This is a genomic window from Aminobacter anthyllidis (assembly GCF_018555685.1).
GTDB lineage: Bacteria > Pseudomonadota > Alphaproteobacteria > Rhizobiales > Rhizobiaceae > Aminobacter > Aminobacter anthyllidis.
The window spans coordinates 602,375-622,213 of record NZ_JAFLWW010000003.1 but is presented as its reverse complement, the minus strand read 5'-3'; the positions used below and the strand labels follow the sequence as shown (position 1 = coordinate 622,213).

The following is a 19,839-nucleotide window of genomic DNA, read 5'->3' as shown; positions in this document are numbered from 1 at the left end:
CCGTAAACGGGGAGAAGAAAGCTAGCCCTTACTTGAAGTAGTCCTGCAGCGGACGGACTTCGAGCGAGCCGGCCTTGAGGGCGGCGATGGCTTCGGCGACGGCGGCGGCACCTGAGAGCGTGGTGTAGTAGGGCACCTTCTGCATCAGGGTGGCGCGGCGGATCGACTTCGAGTCGGAGACGGCCTTCTGGCCGTCGGTGGTGTTGAAGACGATCTGGATCTGGCGGTTGCGGATGGCGTCCTCGATATGCGGACGGCCTTCGAGCACCTTGTTGATCTTTTCGGCCGGCACGCCGTTTTCGATCAGGAACCGCGCGGTGCCGGAGGTTGCGAGCACCTTGAAGCCGAGGCCGGACAGGCGCTGGACAGCACCCAGTATGCCGGCCTTGTCCTCGTCGCGGACCGAGACGAACAAGGTGCCCGAGCGCGGCAGGTCGACGCCGGCGCCGAGCTGGGCCTTGGCGAAGGCGAGCGCGAAGTCGCGGTCGAGGCCCATGACCTCGCCGGTCGACTTCATTTCCGGTCCGAGCAGCGTGTCGACGCCGGGGAAGCGGGCGAATGGGAACACCGCTTCCTTGACCGCGATGTGGCCGGGATTGCGCGGATCGGGCTTGGCGCCGTAATGGGCGAAGGCCTCGTCGAGCGTTTCGCCGGCCATGATGCGGGCGGCGATCTTGGCGATCGGCTTGCCGACGGTCTTGGCAACGAAGGGCACGGTGCGGCTGGCGCGCGGATTGACTTCGAGCACGTAGATGGTGCCGTCCTTGATCGCGTACTGCACGTTCATCAGGCCGCCGACATTGAGCGCGCGCGCCATGGCCGAGGTCTGGCGCTCGAGCTCGTCGACGATCTCGCTGGAGAGCGAGTGCACCGGCAGCGAGCAGGCCGAGTCGCCCGAGTGGATGCCGGCTTCCTCGATGTGCTCCATGATGCCGGAGACGAAGGTGTTGGTGCCGTCGCACAGGCAGTCGACGTCGACCTCGATGGCGCCGGAGAGATAGGTGTCGAACAAAAGCGGGTTCTTGCCGAGCAAGGTGTTGATCTGGCCGGTCTTGTCGTTGGGGTATTTCTGCTTGATGTCTTCGGGCACCAGGCCCGGAACGGTGTCGAGCAGGTAGCTCTGCAGCATGCCTTCGGAATGGATGATCTGCATGGCGCGGCCGCCGAGCACGTAGGACGGGCGCACGACCAGCGGGAAGCCGAGCTCGCCGGCAACGGTGCGGGCCTGCTCGACCGAATAGGCGATGCCGTTCTTGGGCTGGGTCAGGTCGAGCTTCTTGAGCAGCTTCTGGAAGCGGTCGCGATCCTCGGCGAGGTCGATCATGTCGGGCGAGGTGCCGAGGATCGGGATGCCGGCCTTTTCAAGCGCCTCGGCAAGCTTGAGCGGGGTCTGGCCGCCGAACTGGACGATGACGCCGTGCAGCGTGCCGGCGGCCTGCTCGGCGCGCAGGATTTCGAGCACGTCCTCTGATGTCAGCGACTCGAAATAGAGCCGGTCGGAGGTGTCGTAGTCGGTCGACACGGTCTCGGGGTTGCAGTTGACCATGATCGACTCGTAGCCGGCCTCGCGCAGCGCATAGGCGGCGTGGACGCAGCAATAGTCGAACTCGATGCCCTGGCCGATGCGGTTGGGACCGCCGCCCAATATGACGACCTTCTTGCGGTCCGAGACCTTGGCCTCGTCGGCCATGGCGCCGGCGAAGGGCACTTCATAGGTCGAATACATGTAGGCGGTGGGCGAGGCGAACTCGGCGGCGCAGGTGTCGATGCGCTTGTAAACCGGATGCACGCCGAGCTTTTGGCGAGTCTTCTGAACGCTTTCCGGCTCCGTCTTCGTCAAGGACGCGAGGCGGGCGTCGGAAAAGCCCATCGACTTCAGCATGCGCAGGTTTTCGGCGTCCTGCGGCAGGCCGTGCTCGCGCACGCGCGCCTCCATGGCGATGATAGCGGCGATCTGTTCGAGGAACCACGGGTCGATCTTGCACATGGCGTGCACGTCTTCGAGCGAGGTGCCCATGCGGATCGCCTGGGCGACCATGCGCAGGCGGTCGGGCGTCGGCGTGCCGAGCGCGGCGCGGATGGCGTTGCGGTCGTCGCCATCGGTGCCGATGCCGGGGATTTCGATCTCGTCGAGGCCGGTGAGGCCGGTCTCAAGGCCACGCAGCGCCTTCTGCAGCGATTCCGCGAAGGTGCGGCCAATCGCCATGACCTCGCCGACCGACTTCATGGCGGTGGTGAGAACGGGCGAGGCGCCGGGGAACTTTTCGAAGGCAAAGCGCGGGATCTTGGTGACGACATAGTCGATCGACGGCTCGAAGGAAGCGGGCGTCGCGCCGCCGGTGATGTCGTTTTCCAGCTCGTCGAGCGTGTAGCCGACGGCGAGCTTGGCGGCGATCTTGGCGATCGGGAAGCCGGTGGCCTTGGAGGCAAGAGCGGACGAGCGCGAGACGCGCGGGTTCATCTCGATGACGACAAGCCGCCCGTCTGCCGGGTTGACGGCGAACTGGACGTTGGAGCCGCCTGTCTCGACGCCGATCTCGCGCAGCACCGCGATCGAGGCGTTGCGCATGATCTGGTATTCTTTGTCAGTCAGCGTCAGTGCCGGGGCAACGGTGATCGAGTCGCCGGTGTGCACGCCCATCGGGTCGATGTTTTCGATCGAGCAGATGATGATGCAGTTGTCGGCGCGGTCGCGCACGACCTCCATCTCGTATTCCTTCCAGCCGAGCACCGATTCCTCGATGAGGACTTCAGTTGTCGGGGAGGCGTCGAGGCCGCTTTGTACGATGTCGAAGAATTCCTGGCGGTTGAAGGCGATGCCGCCGCCGGTGCCGCCCATGGTGAAGGACGGGCGGATGATGGCGGGCAGGCCGACATGGTCGAGCGCCTGGGCGCCGATCGCCATGGCGTGGTTGATGTAGCGCTGCTTGCGGTCGCCTTCGCCGAGGTTCCACTGGGTTTCGAGCGCGTCGAGCGCTGCGTCGAGATTGGCGGGCGCTTCGGCCTTGAGCGCGGCGCGCTCGGCTTCGTGCTTCTTGCGGTCGGCGTCCTTGACGTCGGAGGCGTTGGCCAGCATCGACTTCGGCGTCTCGAGCCCGATCTTGGCCATGGCCTCGCGGAACAGCGAGCGGTCCTCGGCCTTGTCGATGGCTGCAGCGTCGGCGCCGATCATCTCGACATTGTAGCGTTCGAGCACGCCCATGCGGCGCAGCGAGAGCGCGGTGTTGAGCGCGGTCTGGCCGCCCATGGTCGGCAGCAGCGCGTCGGGGCGCTCCTTGGCGATGATTTTTGCCACAACCTCGGGGGTAATCGGCTCGATATAGGTGGCGTCGGCCAATTCCGGGTCGGTCATGATGGTGGCCGGGTTGGAGTTGACCAGGATGACCCGGTAGCCCTCTTCGCGCAGCGCCTTGCAGGCCTGGGTGCCGGAGTAGTCGAACTCGCAGGCCTGGCCGATGACAATGGGACCGGCACCAATGATCAGGATGGACTTGATGTCGGTGCGTCTTGGCATGGCGTGCGTCCGTAAAAAGGCCTGCGCGAAGAACCGGGACGGGGCAATGCCCGGGCCGGTGCGCAAGTGAGATTCGAGTATCAGGCTAGGCGGGCCTTATAGGGGAAGGATTGGGAGTGGGGAACCCCGAAAAACGCTTTTCCTGTGCCGGAATGCGGGTTCGAACGTGATGAAGGCGGACAAACGAAAGGGCAGCCGCGGTAACGCGCGACTGCCCCTGGATTGGTGCTCGACTTACGAGGCTTGCGAGATGCTGGCGCCGAATTCCCTGAAGCGCCCGATCGCATAGTCGGCGTCGACCAGCATTTTCGGCGAAGTAGAGGCCGGGTGCCGTCGGTGCCTTGCCGTCGAGGCCGATCAGCCGCTCGACCGCAAGCGCCACGGCGAGTGCGGTGACTGGCGCCTGTCCTTGCGGGTGGACGAACGCATAGCGGCTGCGGCCAGAGGTGCCGTCTTTCCTCTTGCCGGAGATGGCGATGGTGATCTCGGTGGAGAAATGCTCGCCGCGATGGCGGCTTGCGGTTTCGCCGAGCGCGAAATCAAACCGCACCGTCTCGGCGCCGGTGGTGATCGGCAGGCTGAAGACGTCGAATGGAGAATAGGTCAGGCCGGGGACCTGGCGGCCGTCGACGCTCGTCACGGTACGGCCTTGTTCGCCGGAGGGGTTCCAGCGCCATTTGCCAGCGTCGAGACCCAGGGTGCTGGACATCATGGTGAGGCGCTCGAAGTCGGCTTCGGCGGCGGGGCCACCCATGTCGTGTTCGTCGAGCAGGGCCGTGATTTCGATCGAATCCACCGTCTCGAACTGCTTGGCGAAATGCACGACGGCGAGGCTCGCGGCGCCGCCGAGCCAGCTGCTGCCCATGAGGAACGGCGCGGCCGCCTTGTGGGCATAAAGCGCTATCTCCGGCCCGATCTCCTGGATGCCGGTCGAGACGCCGAGATAGGGCACCGCGTTGGTCTGGGCGTAGTGCAGGGCATTGAGCGTGTTGTCGTAGACGAACATGGCGATGGCGCTGAAGCCTTTGTCCGCCGGCACGCCAAGATCCTTGCGGTCGAGGTCGATGACGACTGCTTCGGCATTGCCGATCTCTTTGGCTACCGCTTCGGCCTTTTCGAGGTTGCGCCCGCCGATGGCGATGGGCAGGGCGGGATGCAGCTGGCGCAGCGTGCGGGCGGCGAGCGCGCCGACGAAACCGGAACCGCCGATAATGAGGACGGGCTTGTGCGTGGTCATTTGGCAATACTCCTCTGTGGCCGCCTAAGCGCGGCGCTGTGACGTCTGGATCGGAAAGGGGGAGGCGGCGGCGAGCGAACTCGCCGCCTGATGTCAGGCGAGCTTGACCAGCATCTTGCCGAGGTTTTCGCCGGAGAAGAGCCCGATGAAGGCCTGGGGCGCGTTTTCGAGGCCTGAAACGACGGTGTCGCGGTAGGTCACGCGGCCATCGGCCAGCCAGCCGGCCATGTCGGCTATGAATTCCGGCAGGATGTCAAAGTGATCCAGCACGAGAAAGCCGCGCATGCTGATGCTCTTGATGACCATCGCGGCGAGATTGTCGGGGCCGGGAACGGGCTTCTCGTCATTGTAGCCCGAGATCATGCCGCAGATGGCGAAGCGGGCGCGCGGCTTGGCGACTTCGAGCGCTGCCCTGAGATGATCGCCGCCGACATTGTCGAAATAGACGTCGATGCCTTCGGGGGCGGCTTTTTTCAGCGCCTCGGTCAGGTCACCGGCGGTGCGGTAGTTGATGACGGCGCCGGCGCCGAGTTCCTGGACCCAGCGGGCCTTTTCCTCCGAGCCGACGGAAGCGACGACACGCGCCCCCTTGAGCTTGGCGATCTGCACGGCCATCGAACCGACGGCACCGGCGGCAGCCGAGACGAAGACGGTTTCGCCTGCCTTGAGCCCGGCGATCCGGAGCAGGCCGACATAGGCGGTATGGCCGGGGATGCCCAACGGGCCGAGCCAGGCTTCGGCCGGCGCCTTGGAGGCGTCGATCTTGTTTGCTGTGGCGGCATCGACAAGCACGTGGTCGCGCCAGCCGGAGAAGTGGCTGACAAGGTCGCCCGCCTTGAAATCGGGATGGGCGGACTGCTCGACGATACCGACGGCGGAGCCTTCAAGCGGCTGGCCGATCTCGAAGGGCGCTATGTAGCTCGGCCGGTCGGTCATGCGGCCGCGCATGTAGGGGTCGACCGACATGAACAGCGTCTTGACCAGCAACTGGCCGGCAGCGGGGGCCGGCAGGGTGCGTTCGACAAGCTGGAAGTTGTCCGCGCCCGGCAAACCGGACGGGCGGCTCTTCAGATGGATTTCACGGGCTGCAATGGTCATTGAATTCCCCTATATGTGTAGTCATCTACCAAGTGTAGCTTACTATTTGTAAGTTACTAGTCGTAACATATGTGGCGTACGGCGATGTTCAAGCCGCAGGCCGAAAAAATTCGGGCCGGATGCGAAGGCGATGACGACTGCAAGTTCAATGAAAAAACTGCCGAAGGCCGAACGGCGCGCGCAGCTGCTGGAAACCGCCCAGGAGATGGTGCGCGAGGAAGGCACCGACGCGCTGACGCTCGCCCGGGTCGCCGAACGGGCAGGGGTGAGCAAGCCGATCGCCTACGAGCATTTCGGCACCAGGGCGGGGCTGCTGATGGCGTTGTTTTCCAGCTATAGCGACATGCAGCTGGAGACGCAGCGCGAGGCACTCGCCGCCTGCGGCAAGACACTGCGCGATGTGGCCGGTATCCTGGGTGAAGCCTATGTGCGCTGCGCCAGCCGGGCCGGCCCGGAAGCGGGAGCGGTATATGCGGCACTCTCGGGCACAGAAGAGATGGACGAGTTTCGCCAGACGCTGCGCGACGGCTATCTCGCCGAATACCGCCAAGCAGTTTCGCGCTTCGTCGATCTGCCCGAGGATATTGGAGACCCGGTTCTGTCGGGCCTTCTCGGGGCGGCCGAGGCCGTGTCGCGGGATACGGCGGCGGGCCGGATATCATATGACGACGCCGTTGCCGCGTTGACCGAGCTGTTCACCGCGACGCTGGAGCGGTTTCGCCGCTGACTGGCGGCGGTTTGCCCGCGAAGGCTGTCAACAAAACGTCGCTACCTCCGCGTAGGTTCTCCAGTTATACTTGGGGGCTTCAGCAAGAGGGGGCGGGCATGGTTGATATCCAGACCTTCGGTGAAGTTGAACGTGTCGTTCGTGAAAGGTTGAAGAAAACTAGACCTGAAATAGACACGTCGCTGGCGCGCATTGCCGAAGGCAATCCGCTCGCGGCGGAGCCGGAGCGCCGCCGCCGCGTCGAGCGGCTGCAGGTCAAGGCCGACCTGACCCGCGAGCAAGCCGAGATGATCTCGACCGCGATCGAGGGCGTGGCCGAGCCGGCCAAAGCAGGACGAAAACCTGCCATGGCAGCCGCAAAGCCGATGGGACCCGAGGCGATCCAGGGATCGACGCTGGATTTCGTCGGTGTTGCCTTTCTCGAGCGCGGGCGCCGCGCGGCCGATGCGGTCGGCCGGGTCGCCTTTCTCAACGAGATGCCGCAGGGATCCGGCTTCCTGGTCGGGCCGAACCTGTTCCTGACCAATCATCACGTCATCCAGACGGCGGCCGATGCCGCCCGGTTCCAGGTGCAGTTCGACTATGAGCGCGACACGTTCGACGAGCTCCGGCAGCCGACGTCGTTCTTCCTCGACCCGGAGCTGTGCTTCGTCACCGACGACATCGATGGGCTCGACTATACGCTGATCGGGATCGGCCAACGCCGGCGCGGACCGCGCGCGCTCGACGAGTTCGGCTTCCTGGTGCTGTCCAACGCCGGCGACAAGCACATGCTGGGCGAGATCGCCAATGTCGTCCAGCACCCCGATGGCCGGCACAAGGAGCTGGTGCTGCGCGAAAACCACCTGGTGGCGCGCGACGAGACGCTGCAGGTGCTGCACTATGTTGCCGATACCGAGCAGGGCTCGTCGGGGTCGCCGGTGTTCAACAACGAGTGGGAGCCGATCGCCCTGCATCACTGGGGCGGGCCGTGGCACGAGGTGATGGGCACCAACGGCCAGCCGCTGGCCAAGGAGATCAACGAAGGCATCCGCATCAGCGCCATCGTCAACGACCTCGAGACGCGGCTTGCCGGCATGGACGGCCGCAGCCGCGCGGCGGTGACGCAGCTGCTCGACATCTGGGAAGAGGCGGGGCGGCTGAAGCTGCAGCCGGTGCCCGAGGGCGCCGGTGAGCCGGACAGGGCGGCGGCGAAAGCCGGCAAGGCACAGGTGCTGACATCAGGTGGCGACGGCGAGCCCAAGGCCCGGCTCGGCGAGGACGGCTCGGTGACCTGGACGTTTCCGATCGAGATTTCCGTGCGTGCGCCGCTGATGGCAAAGGCATCGGCTGGCTCCGTGCCGAAGTCCGGCGAGGTCAGGACGGGCGGTCCAGGCGCCGAGGCGGCGAGCTGGAAGACCGAGAATTTCGACGACCGCGGCGGCTATGAGCCGGGCTTCGTGCCCGGCTTCGTTCTGCCGCTGCCGAAACATGACGGTGCACGATGGCGGGCTGCCAAGAATCTTTTGGCGAAGCCCGGCGACGACCCGTTCGAACTGCCCTACCACCATTTTTCCGTCGTCATGAATGCCGAGCGGCGGCTGGCCTATTACACCGCCTGCAACATCGACGGTTCCCGCATCAAGGCGGTCAACCGCGACGACAAGACGGTGACCGACGATCCAAGCCTGAGCGAGCTCGGCATCGAGTCGATCGGCGGAGCCGAAGCCAGCGACGATTTCCGGCCCGACCGGCGCGTGGCTCTGGAAGAGCAGATGAACAAGCCCTTCTACGACGCGCAGAAAGTGGCAGGATTTCCCATTGCCACCTCGAACGAGCGCAAGGCGCGGATCTTCCAGAAGGGCCATATCACGCTGCGCGGCGATCCGGCCTGGGGCACCGATGCGGAAGCCGTTGCCGCCGAGCGCGACACGTTCTTCTACACCAACGCGGCGCCGCAGCTCGGCTTCTTCAACCAGGGCAGCGCGCTCAATAGGCCGGGCTCGAAGGGCAAGCTGCGCTGGCGGGCGGTCGAGACCTATGTGCTGCGCAACGCGGTGACCATGCGCCAAAGGGTGACGGTGTTTGCCGGGCCGGTGTTCGCCGACAACGACCCGCCCTATCGCTTCGAAAGCAAGGTGCCGCTCAAGTTCTGGAAGATCGCGGCGTGGAACGATGGCACCGACCTGCGCTCGATCGCACTGCTCGCCGACCAGGGGCCGCTGATCGAGGTGATGCCCGAGGGCATGGCGGAGGCGTTTGGCGATGCCGAGGAGCTGGCGCGGGTGTCGGAGTTCCTGACGACGGTGGCGCATATCGAGAGCCTGACGGGGCTCGATTTCGGCGACACGTTGCGCGACGCCGACGTGCGCACCGGGCAGGAAGCAATCGGCAAGCCGGCACTGACGCTGGATCCGAAGGATCTGGCACGGCGTGGGGCGCGCAAACCGGCGGCGAAATCCGCGCGAGCGGGTGGCGCGAAGAAGACGGCGAAGCCTGGGCGTCGGCGGAAGTAGCCTAGCGGTCAGCTGGCAGCCAGTGGCGAAAGCGGCAGGGAGCAGCCGCGTCAGTCAGGCATGAAGCCGGTGCGCAGGGCATGCGCCCACTCGGGGCGGCCGCCCTCTTCGGCGCGCAGGGCTGCGGCCTCATGGTCGTAGGGAACGGCAAGGGCATCAATGCCGGCAACGGCACCGGCCTCATCGAGTTCGACGAGGCCATAGCGGGCCAGCGGCGAACCCTGTTCGGAGACATGGGCGGGGGCGGTGTCGTCGCTGTAGGCCGGGACGCCGACGCTGCCCGGGTTGAACAGCAGCCGCCCGTCGGCGAGCTGGACGAGGTCGGCACGATGGCTGTGGCCGGCGAGCAGCAGCCGGTACTTCGCATCGATCCGCCTGAGGCGGCTTTCGATGACCTTCAGCGGCGCGCGGATGAGCTGGCCTTCGTCGATGACCTCGGAGAGATAGCGTTCGTCGTGGTCGGGGCGGGCGTGGAAGGCGAGCACCGAAGGGGCGATCTCCTGCGTCAGCGGCAACGCCTCCAGCCAGTCGCGCTGGGCCGGCGTCAGGCGCTCATGGGCGAAGCGGTCGGACGGGCCCATTTCAGTGAGCGGGTCGGAGGCGACGCGGCGGTCGTGATTGCCGCGCACTGTCGGCCAGCCGAGGGCCTGAAGCCGCATGGCGGTTTCGCCCGGCCAGAGCGGACCGGAGACGAGGTCGCCGAGATTGACGACGAGGTCGGCGCCGCCACGGCGGGCGAGGTCGGCGAGCACCGCTTCCAGCGCAAGGATGTTGCCATGGATGTCGGCGATGACGGCGATGCGCATCCTCAGGCGTCGTCGCGGAGGCGCTCGAGTGCGGGGAGGTCCTGTGCCGCGGTGATGATCGAATCGAGCAGGCCGGGGAAGCGGCTGTCGAGGTCGTCGCGACGCAGCGAGATCAGCCGGCTGGTGCCCGAGACCTCGGTGCGGGTGATGCCGGCCTCGCGCAGCTTGGCGAGGTGGTAGGACAGGTTGGTCTTGGAGCCGAACTCGGAAAACTGGCCGCAGCTCATCGCCACGCCCTCGTTGCGGGCGAGATAGCCGACGACGGCGAGGCGGGTCTGGTCGCCGAGCACTGACAGCACGTTGGCGAGGCTGATCTGATCGAGATTTGGGTGCGGCAGGGACATGATCTAGAGGTAGCTGTGCGGTTGCGGCGGTTCAAGGCCCGGTGCCGGCTGCTGACACCGGGCTGGCAGGAGCCGACAAGATGCAGATTGACATGCCGCAGCGAGAAGTTCAATAGTTCAATATATTTTGAACTAAGGACCCTGTCATGGACAAGCGCCTTATCTGGCTGGCGGTCGGCTCGTTCGCCATGAGCACCGTCGGCTTCGTGTTTTCCAGCCTGTTGCCGATGATCGCCGGCGACGCGCATGTCTCGGTGCCCTTCGCCGGCTACCTGATCATGGCGTTTTCGCTCGCTTATGCTATCGGCGCGCCGGTACTGTCGGCGCTGGCCGGTGAGATCGACCGCCGGCGCGTGCTTGCCGCGACCATGCTGGTGTTCGTCGCCGGCAACATCATTGCGGCGACGAGCAGTTCATTTGTTGGCCTTCTTGTCGCCCAGATCGTGATGGGCATGTCGGCCGGGCTCTATGCCGCCACCGCACAGGCGACAGCGGTGTCGCTGGCCGGGCCAGAACACCGGGCGCGGGCGATTGCCGTCGTGGTTGGCGGCACGACATTCGCCGTCGCGCTGGGCGCGCCGGTGGGTTCGCTGATCGCCACCATGTGGGGCTGGCGAGGCACCTTCGTTGCCATCGCGCTGCTCGGCATCTCCTGCGCCGCGATCCTGTGGGTGCGGCTGCCCAGGGGCTCGCGCGGCATCAAGCTGACGCTCGCCGAGCGCTTCACCGCGATTGCCCGGCCCGGCATCCTGCCGTCGCTGCTGGTGACGCTGCTCTATCTCGCCGGCGGCTTCACCGTGATTTCCTACATCGCGCCGCTGGCGCTGGAAGGGGCGGGGCTGCCGGCGATCGCGCTTCCGGGCATGCTGCTGGCCTTCGGCGCCGGTGCCGTTATCGGCAATTTGTCGAGCGGCTATCTCGCCGACCGCATCGGCGCTACCCGCATGGTGGTGATCTCGCTGTTGATGTCGTCGGGCTTCTGCATCGCCATTGCGCTGACCTTGAAGCTCTTGCCGCACCACGTCGCCGGCCCCGTGCTGATCGCGCTGATGGTGCCGTGGGGCATCATCGGCTGGGCATTTCCGCCGGCGCAGGCAAGCCGTATTGTCGGCATGGGCCCGGAGGTTGCGCATCTGACGCTGTCGCTCAATGCATCGGCGCTCTATTTCGGCATCGCCTTCGGCACCGTCATTGGCGGCCGGGTGCTGGAGTTCGCCCGGCCGTCCGATCTCGGACTCGTCGCGGCGGCCTTTCCGCTGGTGGCGCTTGCCGTGCTCGCGGCCAGCAGCAGGTCGATCCGGCTCGCCGCCGCCCGCTGAGGCTGGTCCAACACATCAAGGCTTTTCCGGCCGGTTGAACTGTCTTAAACGCGACATTCGATTTGGCCGGGATGGATGAGATGAAGAGCGACGAAGAGCATTGGACGAATGTTGCCGACCAGTGGATAGCCTGGGCGCGTTCGCCCAGCCATGACGCCTTCTGGGTCTATCGCGAGGGACTGGCGCGGTTCATCGGCAGCGGTTTTGGCCGCGCGCTCGAGGTCGGCTGCGGCGAAGGCCGTGTCAGCCGCGAGCTGAAGGCGCTGGGCTACCATGTGACCGCGACCGACGTCGTGCCGGCGATGGTGGAAGCGGCCCGGCAGGCCAATTCGGCCGACGATTATCGCATCGCCGGAACGGACAAGCTGCCCTTCGATGACGGCCAGTTCGACCTGGTGATGGCCTACAACGTGCTGATGGACGTCGACGATGTGCCGGCGGCACTCAAGGAAATCCGCCGCGTGATGAAGCCTGGTGGGACGCTGTTCATCTCGCTCGTCCACCCGTTCAGGGATCGCGGGCGCTTTGACGGGGAGGCGGCCGACGCGCCGTTCGTGGTCGACGGCAGCTATTTCGGCCGCGAACATTTCGACGGCGAAGAAGAACGCGACGGGCTGAAGATGCATTTCGCCGGCTGGTCGCAGCCGCTGGAGGACTACATGGCGGCGCTGGAAAGCGCGGGCCTTGCAATCACGGCATTGCGTGAGCCGATCCCGGACCGGGTCGATTCAGACCTGCTGCGCAAATGGGCGCGCGTGCCGCTGTTCCTCTGGCTCAAGGCGCGGATCCTAGCTTGAGTTGCGGCAAATACCGGTCCTCAGCCGGCGTATATTGCCTGCATTTTCTTGATGCAACCCGCGTGTCACCGTGCCGAGGCCGGTCGCAGCGCTTGCCCTGCCTGTAGCGGCGGCTGGATATCACGTCTACCTGTTCCATCGGCTGGTGCCGGAGCTGCTGCTGCCGCAGCTCAAGCTGCCGTGGCCGGCGATGGCCACGCTGAGCGTCGCGACCGGCATCCTGACCGGCATCGCCGCGGCCCACGGCCAGAAGGCGCTGACCGCTTGGCTGGCCGGCCGGCGTGGCCATGGAGCCGCGCTTGGCGCGCACGCAGCGCCGGCGGAATAGCGGCCTCCAATCAGAAGCGGCGTGGCCGAGCTTGCGCAAGCAGGGAACGAGTGCCGCCGCTTCGCGTTAGCCTGAGCGCTGCAATGGAGCGGCGCCTGGGAGGAAGCGAAGATGGCCATCACACAAGCCCCGACCGCCAAGGGAAAAGAGGCCGCAAGAGGTCTGCGCGAGGCCGCGGCCAAGCAGGAGCGCAAGGTTGAGGCCAAGACCGGCCGCGACTTCGCGAAGGGCGAAAAGCGCTTCGAGGAGCGTTCCAAAAGCTCCGATGGCAAGAGCGCCGGCACCAAGCAGAAAAGCTGATTTTGCAGCGCCCGGCCAACGGGTGGCACAAGCAAAAACCCTGTGACTTGCCGCAGGCGTTAAGCTAATTGTCTGCAGTGAGCGGGGTCGCCCGCGACAAACATCGAGGGATACGCCTATGCGCTGGAGAGGCCGCCGCCAGAGTGAAAATGTGCAGGATACGCGCGGCCAGGGCGGCGGCGGTGGAATAGGCGGAGGGCTCGGTGGCGGACGCTTGCCGATGGGGCCACGCATGTCGACCGGCGGTGGCGGGCTTTCCGGCATCATCATCCTTGTCGTGCTGTTCTTTGCGCTGCGCGCCTGCGGCATCGACCCGATGCAGATCCTGTCGGGCGGCGATGACGGTTCGGTCCCCGGCGGCGGCCAGGTGACCCAGGGCGGCGCGCCGGCCAATGACGAGATGACCCAGTTCGTCTCGACTGTCCTGGCCGAGACCGAGGACACCTGGAACGGCATCTTCCAGGCCGAAGGGCTGAAGTACACGGAGCCCAAGCTGGTGCTGTTTTCGGGCCAGGTGCGTTCGGCCTGCGGCTTTGCCTCGTCGGCTTCCGGGCCGTTCTATTGCCCCGGCGACCAGAAGGTCTATCTCGACACCGCCTTCTTCGGCCAGTTGGCCAAGCAGTTCGGTGCCGCCGGCGACTTCGCCCAAGCCTATGTCATTGCGCATGAGGTCGGCCACCACGTCCAGAACCTGACCGGCATCCTGCCCAAGTTCAACCAGATGCGGCAGCAGATGAGCGAGGCCGACGCCAACCAGATGTCGATGCGCGTCGAGCTGCAGGCCGACTGCTTCGCCGGCGTGTGGGGCCACTACACCGACCAGAAGGGCCTGCTCGAGCAGGGCGACATCGAAGAGGCGCTGAACGCCGCCCAGCAGATCGGCGACGACACGCTGCAGAAGCGCATGCAAGGCTATGTCGTGCCGGAAAGCTTCAACCACGGCACCTCGCAGCAGCGCCAGCGCTGGTTTGCCGCCGGCTTCAAGAGCGGCAAGCTGTCGGAGTGCGATACCTTCAACAATCCGATCTGATGGCTGTCTCCCCACGCATCGAACTGGTGGCCGGCGGCCTGTCGCTGTCGCGGCTGGTGTTTGGCGCCTGGCGGCTGCTCGATGGCCAAAGGCCTGATGGCGACGCGGTGGCGCGGCTGATCGATACGGCAGTAGATCTCGGCCTGACCAGCTTCGACCATGCCGACATCTATGGCGGCTACGAGGTCGAGGAAGCCTTCGGCGCCGGGCTGGCGCGCTGGAAGGGCCGGCGCGAGGGCATCGAGCTGATCTCCAAATGCGGCATCATGCTGGCCTCGCCCAACCGGCCGCAGAACCGGCTTAAGCATTACGACACCGGCGCTGTCCACATCGAGGCCTCGGTCGAGCGCTCGCTGCAAAACCTTTGCACCGACTATCTCGACCTGCTGTTGATCCACCGGCCCGACCCGCTGATGGACGCCGACGACACGGCGCGCGCGTTCGAGCGGCTGGTAACGGCTGGCAAGGTGCGGGCGGTGGGGGTCTCCAACTTCACGCCTGAGCAGTTCGATCTCTTGGCCTCGCGGCTGCCGTTTCCTCTTGTCACCAACCAGATCGAGCATTCGGTGCTGGAGACTTCGGCGCTGACCGACGGGCGGCTCGACCATGCGCAAAGGCTGGGTTACGCGCCGATGATCTGGTCGCCGCTGGGCGGCGGTTCGCTGTTCACCGGCGAGGGCGCGCGTGAGCAAAGTGTGCGGGCAGCGCTCCAGGCCGTCGCCGCCGAGACCGGTGCCGGCGACATCTCGACCATCGCCATCGCCTGGCTGCTCAGGCACCCGGCGCGGCTGGTGCCGGTGCTCGGCACGATGAAGCCGGAGCGGCTGGCCGGGCTGGTCAAGGCGCTCGACGTTACGCTCGACCGTCAGCAGTGGTTCGCCATTCTTGAGGCGAGCGAGGGCCGCGCGGTCCCGTAATGTTCCGCGAGAAGCCCTCCAGCCATGAACAGATTTGATATGTTCTTGTATTGTTCTTGATGGCTGCTTCGCTTATAAGCAGTTTTCCGCATGCCCCCGGCGGTTCGAAGCTGGCGCTCAAGCATCGTATGCAGGCGCCGGCGCAACTTGACTGATCTTCGCGGCCTCGATGCGGCGCCTGTGGGTTCGACATGGTTGATGAAAAGACCGCGAGACGAGGCCTTGCGCTCGTCTTCGTCACATTGCTGCTCGACATCATCGGCTTCGGCATCATCATGCCGGTGCTGCCGGCCTTCCTGCAGGAGCTGACCGGCGTCGGCGTCGGCGAGGCGGCGATCGAGGGCGGCTGGCTGTTTTTCGTCTATGCGGCGATGCAGTTCCTGTTTGCGCCGCTGATGGGCAATCTCAGCGACCGTTTCGGACGCCGGCCGATCCTGCTCGCCTCGGTGCTGACCTTTGCCATCGACAACGCCATCTGCGCGCTCGCCTGGTCCTATCCGATGCTGTTTGTCGGCCGGGTGCTCGCCGGCATCAGCGGCGCCAGCTACTCGACGGCCGCCGCCTTCATCGCCGACGTGTCGAACGACGACAACCGGGCCAAGAATTTCGGCCTGCTCGGCATTGCCTTCGGCGTCGGCTTCATCATCGGGCCGGTGCTCGGCGGTTTCCTCGGCGAGTTCGGGCCGCGCGTGCCGTTCTGGGGTGCGGCGGCGCTCGCCTTCCTCAATTTCCTGGTGGCGCTGTTTTTCCTGCCCGAGACGCTGGCGCGCCACAACAGACGCGCCTTCGAATGGCGCCGCGCCAACCCGCTCGGCGCGCTCAAGCAGATGCGCAAGTACAAGGGCATCGGCTGGATCGGCCTGGTGTTCTTCCTGATGGCGCTCGGCCACATGATGTATCCGGCGGTCTGGGCATTCGTCGGCAGCTATCGTTATGGCTGGAGCGAGCGGCAGATCGGCTTCTCGCTCGGCGTGTTCGGCCTTGGCGGCGCACTGGTCATGGCGCTGGTTCTGCCGCGCGTCATACCGAAGCTCGGCGAGTGGCGCACGGCAGCACTCGGCCTCGGCTTCACCACCATCGCCGCCTTCGGCTATGCCGCCGCCTGGCAGGGCTGGATGATCTATGCGGTGATCGTCGTCACCTGCCTCGAGGCACTCGCCGACCCACCGCTCAGGAGCCTGGCCGCGGCCAAGGTGCCGCCCGATGCGCAGGGCGAATTGCAGGGCGCGATGACCAGCCTGTTTTCGATCACCAGCATCATCACGCCGCTGCTTTACACTGGCATCTTCGCCTGGTTCACCGGGCCGAGCGCCCCGGTGACGTTCGCTGGCGCACCCTATGCCGTCGGTGGCATTTTCCTCGCACTGTCGCTGCTGGTGCTCATTTTCAAGGTCGAGCGGCCGGCGCGGGAGAAGGTCGCCGCCGCCGAAGTGGAGCAGGTCAACTGATGGCACCGGTCTATGTCGACCCAAGCAAGGTTCAAGAATTCGTCGATGCCGCTGCTTTTTATGCCTGGCTAAGCCGGCACCACGACACCCAGGACGAGGTCTGGATCAAGGTCCACAAGATCGGATCGGGGCTGAAGTCGATCACGCCGAAGGAGGCGATCGAGGTCGTGTTGTGCTGGGGCTGGATCGACGGGGTGCGCAAGGGGTTCGACGACAGGAGCTTCCTGCAGCGCTACTCGCCACGCGGCAAGAAGGGCACCTGGAGCCAGATCAATGTCGACAGCGTGGCGCGCCTGATCGCTGAAGGCCGGATGACCGAGCATGGGATGAAGCAGGTCGAGGCGGCCAAGGCCGACGGGCGCTGGGAAAAGGCCTACAAGAGCGGCAAGGACATGCTGATCCCCGACGATCTCCAGGCCGCGATCGACGCCGAGCCGGAGGCGAAAGCGATGCTCGCCAGGCTCAGCGAGCAGAACCGGTTCGCGTTGGCGTTCCGCACCCACAACATGAAGACCGAGGCAGGGCGCAAGAAGAAAATCGAGACCTTCGTCGCCATGCTCAAGCGTGGCGAGACGATCTACCCGCAAGGCAAGAAGTGAGCGGCTGAGCAAGAGGCGGGATCAAGCCGCGCGGTGTGCCTTCAATGCAGGCCGAATTCGCGCAGCAGTTCTTCGCGGTAGCGGACGAAGCGGGGTTCGCTGCGGTCGCGCGGGCGGGGCAGGTCGATGTCGATCAGGCGGGCGGCGGCCCCCTTTTCCTTGGGCAGGACCAGCACCCTGTCGGCGAGATAGACCGCTTCCTCGAGATCGTGGGTGACCATGATCATGGTGACGTTCTCCTCGCTCCAGATGCGGGCGAGTTCTTCCTGCATGGTGATCTTGGTCATGGCGTCGAGGGCGCCGAGCGGCTCGTCGAGCAGCAGGATCTCAGGCTGGACGGTCAGCGCGCGGGCGATGCCGACGCGCTGGGCCATGCCGCCCGAGAGCTGCTTGGGGTAGGCGTCGGCAAACTCGCCGAGGCCAACGAGCCCGATATAGTCGCGGGCCCTTTCCTCCGCCCTGGCGCGCTGCTCACCGCGCACCTCGAGGCCGAAGGCGACGTTGCCGAGCACGGTCAGCCAAGGCAGCAGGCGCGGCTCCTGGAAGATTACGGCGCGGTCGGTGCCGACACCCTGGACCGGGGCGCCATCGATCAGCACCCGGCCGCCATCCGCCGCCTCGAGGCCAGCCAGCACACGCAACAGCGTGGTCTTGCCCGACCCAGAGGCACCGACGATGACCAGGCATTCGCCTGATCGAATGTCGAGGTTCAGCCCCTTGAGCACGGCCAGCGGGCGGCCGTTGATCGCGAAGGACTTGGAGAGGTCGCGGATCGAAACCTCGCCACGGCGGGTGGTGTCGGTGCTGGTCATTGTCGTTCCCGGTTCTGCTGGAGCGCCGTGCGTTCGAATGGACGCACAAGGGACGCTCCAGCACTTTGAATCTGCGCCTGGTACTTTCCGAAGCTCGTTTCCGATTTTCGGGCCAATGCGCCAGGCCTGGATCAGGCTCAGTTGGATTTGGCTTCGGCGTTGGGCTGGAACAGCAGATCGGCCGCCTTGAGCTTGCCCTTGGGCAGCGAGCCTTCGCGTTCGAGCACGTTGATCCAGAAATCGAGGTCGCGCGGAACCGCCTGGGCGCCTTCGCGAAGGCCGAAGCCGGTCCAGTACTTGGCCAGTTCGGCGTTTTCGCCGCGCTTTTCCAGTATGCCAGCCAGCACCTTGCGCGCCTCGTCAGGGTTCTGGCGCGACCATTCGGCGGCGCGGGTCGACTGTTCGACGAAGTTGCGCGCCGCGTCGGGATGGGCGGCGATGAAGTCGCGGCGCAACACGACGAAGCCGCCGGCGATCTCGCCCAGCACGTCAGTGTCGTCGAAGATGGCGCGGACGCCGCCATGCTCCTTCAGCAGGCCCTCGAAAGTGGCCTGCCAGTAGCCTAGTGCGGCGATGTCGACCTGGCCGGAGCGCAAGGTCTGCTCGAGCTGCGGCCCCGGCACCACGACCAGATTGGCGGCATTCTGCGGCAGCTTGGCCTGGTGCAGCGCCTCGCGCACGGTGTAGTCGAGATGGGCACCGAGCGTGTTCACCGCGATCGACTTGCCGGCGATGTCGGCAACCGATTTGATCGGGCTGTCCTCCAGCACGTAGAAGACACTCTGGACCTTGTCGTTGATGCCGTTGCTGGGATAGGCGGCGATGAAGTCATTGCCGCCGGCGATCGAGTTGACGACCGCCGAAGTCGCGGCGGAACCGAGGTCGACGCTGCCGGCGGCCAGCGCGAAAAGCGAGGCCGGGCCGCCCTGGGCGTAGCCGACATTCTCGAACTCGATGCCGAGATCTTTGTAGTATCCCAGCTCGTATGCCAGTTCATGCGGGGAGACGCTGCCCTGGCTGGCAAGGTAGCGGAACTTCACGGTTTCAGGCGATTGCGCAAGCGCGAAGCTGGGCAGACCTGTCGCGGAAAGCCCAAGGGCGAGAACGGCACTGAGGCCGAGGGAACGGCGCGTAAGTGTCATGGTCAAATCTTCTTTCATGGTTGATGGGGGCGTTGGGGCATGCAGTCGTGCGGTCAGGCGGTCGCGCTGCTCCAGCGGCAGAGGCGGCGCTGCAACAGGACGAGCGCGTAGTTGGAGAGAAGGCCGAGGCCTGCGAGCAGGACGATGGCCGCAAACATCAGCGGGATCTGGAAGTTGTACTGGGCATTCATCACCTGGAAGCCGACGCCCTTGTTGGCGCCGATCATCTCGGAGGCGATGAGCAGCAGAAGGGCGGTGGTCGCAGACAGGCGAAGGCCAACGAAGATCGAAGGCACGGCACCCGGCAACACGACGCGGCGGAAGACGGTCAGCCTGGTGGCGCCGTAGACGCGTGCCATCTCGATCAGCTTGGGATCGACCTCCTTGACGCCGCCGATGGTGTTGAGCAGCAGCGGAAACAGCGTCGCCCAGAAGATGACGAAGACCTTGGAGGCTTCGCCGAGGCCAAGCAGCAAGATGAATATCGGGTAGAGCGCCAGCGCCGATGTCTGGCGGAAAACCTGCAGGATAGGATCGAACGCGCGTTCGACCGCCCGGACCTGGCCCATGAACAGGCCAAGCGGGATCGCAACCACCACCGCGGCGGCGAAGGCCGTGCCCGAGCGCTGCAGGGAGATGGCGATGTCGTCGAGCAGGGCACCGCCGACAACACCCGTCCACAAGGCGACGACGATGGCGTCGAGCGGGGGGATGACCGCCGGGTTGACCCAGCCCCTGGTGCTGGACACCTGCCACAGCGCAAGGAAGCCCAGCAGTGCGCCGTAGCGCGACAGGAAGCGGGCCGCCGCCTGGCTGCCGCGCTGGACAAGCTCGTGGCCGTAGCTGTTGTCGCCGATGCCGGCGCCCAGCACGCTCGGCTGCTCTATGTGCTGCAAACTCATCGTCTTGTCCTTCGCGCTTGAGGA

Annotated in this window: 18 protein-coding genes; 10 read left to right on the top strand and 8 right to left on the bottom strand. The window is 65.7% G+C overall.

The annotated features are described in order from the left end of the window. Positions 1 to 28: 28 nt before the first annotated feature. The 3 genes from carB to J1C56_RS12540 all read right to left on the bottom strand — a co-directional run bounded on the left by carB (position 29) and on the right by J1C56_RS12540 (position 5,849). Complete coding sequence (gene carB, locus J1C56_RS12550; protein ID WP_214389544.1) at positions 29 to 3,514, bottom strand: carbamoyl-phosphate synthase large subunit; 3,486 nt, start codon at positions 3,512 to 3,514, stop codon at positions 29 to 31. Positions 3,515 to 3,599: 85 nt separating this feature from the next. Further along, the gene (locus J1C56_RS12545; protein WP_246591324.1) at positions 3,600 to 4,751 is read right to left on the bottom strand and encodes a Rossmann-fold NAD(P)-binding domain-containing protein; all 1,152 of its coding nucleotides are present in this window, start codon (positions 4,749 to 4,751) and stop codon (positions 3,600 to 3,602) included. A 93-nt stretch (positions 4,752 to 4,844) separates the two neighbouring features. Then, entirely contained in the window at positions 4,845 to 5,849 is a 1,005-nt protein-coding gene (locus J1C56_RS12540; RefSeq protein WP_214389542.1) for an NADP-dependent oxidoreductase, read from the bottom strand. A 148-nt stretch (positions 5,850 to 5,997) separates the two neighbouring features. On the opposite strand from J1C56_RS12540, the gene J1C56_RS12535 reads away from it, so the two are divergent. Both J1C56_RS12535 and J1C56_RS12530 read left to right on the top strand, forming a co-directional pair. Beyond that, a complete protein-coding gene (locus tag J1C56_RS12535) occupies positions 5,998 to 6,576 on the top strand; it encodes a TetR/AcrR family transcriptional regulator (RefSeq protein ID WP_246591323.1) in 579 nt (192 codons plus the stop codon). Positions 6,577 to 6,674: 98 nt separating this feature from the next. Beyond that, positions 6,675 to 9,071 (top strand): DNA/RNA non-specific endonuclease, encoded by a 2,397-nt coding sequence (locus tag J1C56_RS12530; protein WP_214389538.1) that lies wholly within the window; start codon positions 6,675 to 6,677, stop codon positions 9,069 to 9,071. A gap of 50 nt (positions 9,072 to 9,121) precedes the next feature. Here the strand turns inward: J1C56_RS12530 and J1C56_RS12525 are convergent, their stop codons facing one another. Together J1C56_RS12525 and J1C56_RS12520 are read right to left on the bottom strand one after the other, a co-directional pair. Next, positions 9,122 to 9,877, bottom strand: coding sequence for a metallophosphoesterase family protein (locus J1C56_RS12525; RefSeq protein ID WP_214389536.1), 756 nt, complete (start codon positions 9,875 to 9,877; stop codon positions 9,122 to 9,124). A 2-nt stretch (positions 9,878 to 9,879) separates the two neighbouring features. Continuing rightward, the gene (locus J1C56_RS12520; protein WP_214389534.1) at positions 9,880 to 10,221 is read right to left on the bottom strand and encodes an ArsR/SmtB family transcription factor; all 342 of its coding nucleotides are present in this window, start codon (positions 10,219 to 10,221) and stop codon (positions 9,880 to 9,882) included. 146 nt (positions 10,222 to 10,367) lie between these two features. Here J1C56_RS12520 and J1C56_RS12515 point away from each other — a divergent pair, with 146 nt between their 5' ends. From J1C56_RS12515 to J1C56_RS12480, 8 genes are all read left to right on the top strand, one after another. Next, positions 10,368 to 11,540 (top strand): MFS transporter, encoded by a 1,173-nt coding sequence (locus tag J1C56_RS12515; protein ID WP_214389532.1) that lies wholly within the window; start codon positions 10,368 to 10,370, stop codon positions 11,538 to 11,540. Positions 11,541 to 11,620: 80 nt separating this feature from the next. Then, entirely contained in the window at positions 11,621 to 12,337 is a 717-nt protein-coding gene (locus tag J1C56_RS12510) for a class I SAM-dependent methyltransferase (RefSeq protein ID WP_246591322.1), read from the top strand. A gap of 70 nt (positions 12,338 to 12,407) precedes the next feature. Then, on the top strand, positions 12,408 to 12,665 hold the full coding sequence (locus J1C56_RS12505) for a hypothetical protein (protein WP_214389528.1): 258 nt from the start codon (positions 12,408 to 12,410) through the stop codon (positions 12,663 to 12,665). Positions 12,666 to 12,776: 111 nt separating this feature from the next. Then, positions 12,777 to 12,965, top strand: a complete 189-nt coding sequence (locus J1C56_RS12500; protein ID WP_214389526.1) for a hypothetical protein — start codon at positions 12,777 to 12,779, stop codon at positions 12,963 to 12,965. Between the two features lie 118 nt (positions 12,966 to 13,083). Continuing rightward, entirely contained in the window at positions 13,084 to 13,995 is a 912-nt protein-coding gene (ypfJ, locus tag J1C56_RS12495; RefSeq protein WP_214389524.1) for a KPN_02809 family neutral zinc metallopeptidase, read from the top strand. Beyond that, the gene (locus J1C56_RS12490) at positions 13,995 to 14,912 is read left to right on the top strand and encodes an aldo/keto reductase (protein ID WP_214389523.1); all 918 of its coding nucleotides are present in this window, start codon (positions 13,995 to 13,997) and stop codon (positions 14,910 to 14,912) included. The genes ypfJ and J1C56_RS12490 overlap by 1 nt, the downstream gene beginning before the upstream one ends. 191 nt (positions 14,913 to 15,103) lie before the next feature. Then, positions 15,104 to 16,360 (top strand): TCR/Tet family MFS transporter, encoded by a 1,257-nt coding sequence (locus tag J1C56_RS12485; RefSeq protein WP_214389521.1) that lies wholly within the window; start codon positions 15,104 to 15,106, stop codon positions 16,358 to 16,360. Next, a complete protein-coding gene (locus J1C56_RS12480) occupies positions 16,360 to 16,959 on the top strand; it encodes a YdeI/OmpD-associated family protein (RefSeq protein WP_214389519.1) in 600 nt (199 codons plus the stop codon). Before J1C56_RS12485 ends, J1C56_RS12480 begins: the two co-directional genes overlap by 1 nt. Before the next feature lie 41 nt (positions 16,960 to 17,000). On the opposite strand, the gene J1C56_RS12475 is transcribed toward J1C56_RS12480, so the two are convergent. From J1C56_RS12475 to J1C56_RS12465, 3 genes are all read right to left on the bottom strand, one after another. Then, positions 17,001 to 17,771, bottom strand: a complete 771-nt coding sequence (locus J1C56_RS12475) for an ABC transporter ATP-binding protein (protein ID WP_214389517.1) — start codon at positions 17,769 to 17,771, stop codon at positions 17,001 to 17,003. Between the two features lie 137 nt (positions 17,772 to 17,908). Then, positions 17,909 to 18,913, bottom strand: coding sequence for an ABC transporter substrate-binding protein (locus J1C56_RS12470; RefSeq protein WP_214389515.1), 1,005 nt, complete (start codon positions 18,911 to 18,913; stop codon positions 17,909 to 17,911). A 53-nt stretch (positions 18,914 to 18,966) separates the two neighbouring features. Continuing rightward, a complete protein-coding gene (locus J1C56_RS12465; RefSeq protein WP_214389513.1) occupies positions 18,967 to 19,815 on the bottom strand; it encodes an ABC transporter permease in 849 nt (282 codons plus the stop codon). Between the last annotated feature and the right edge of the window lie 24 nt (positions 19,816 to 19,839).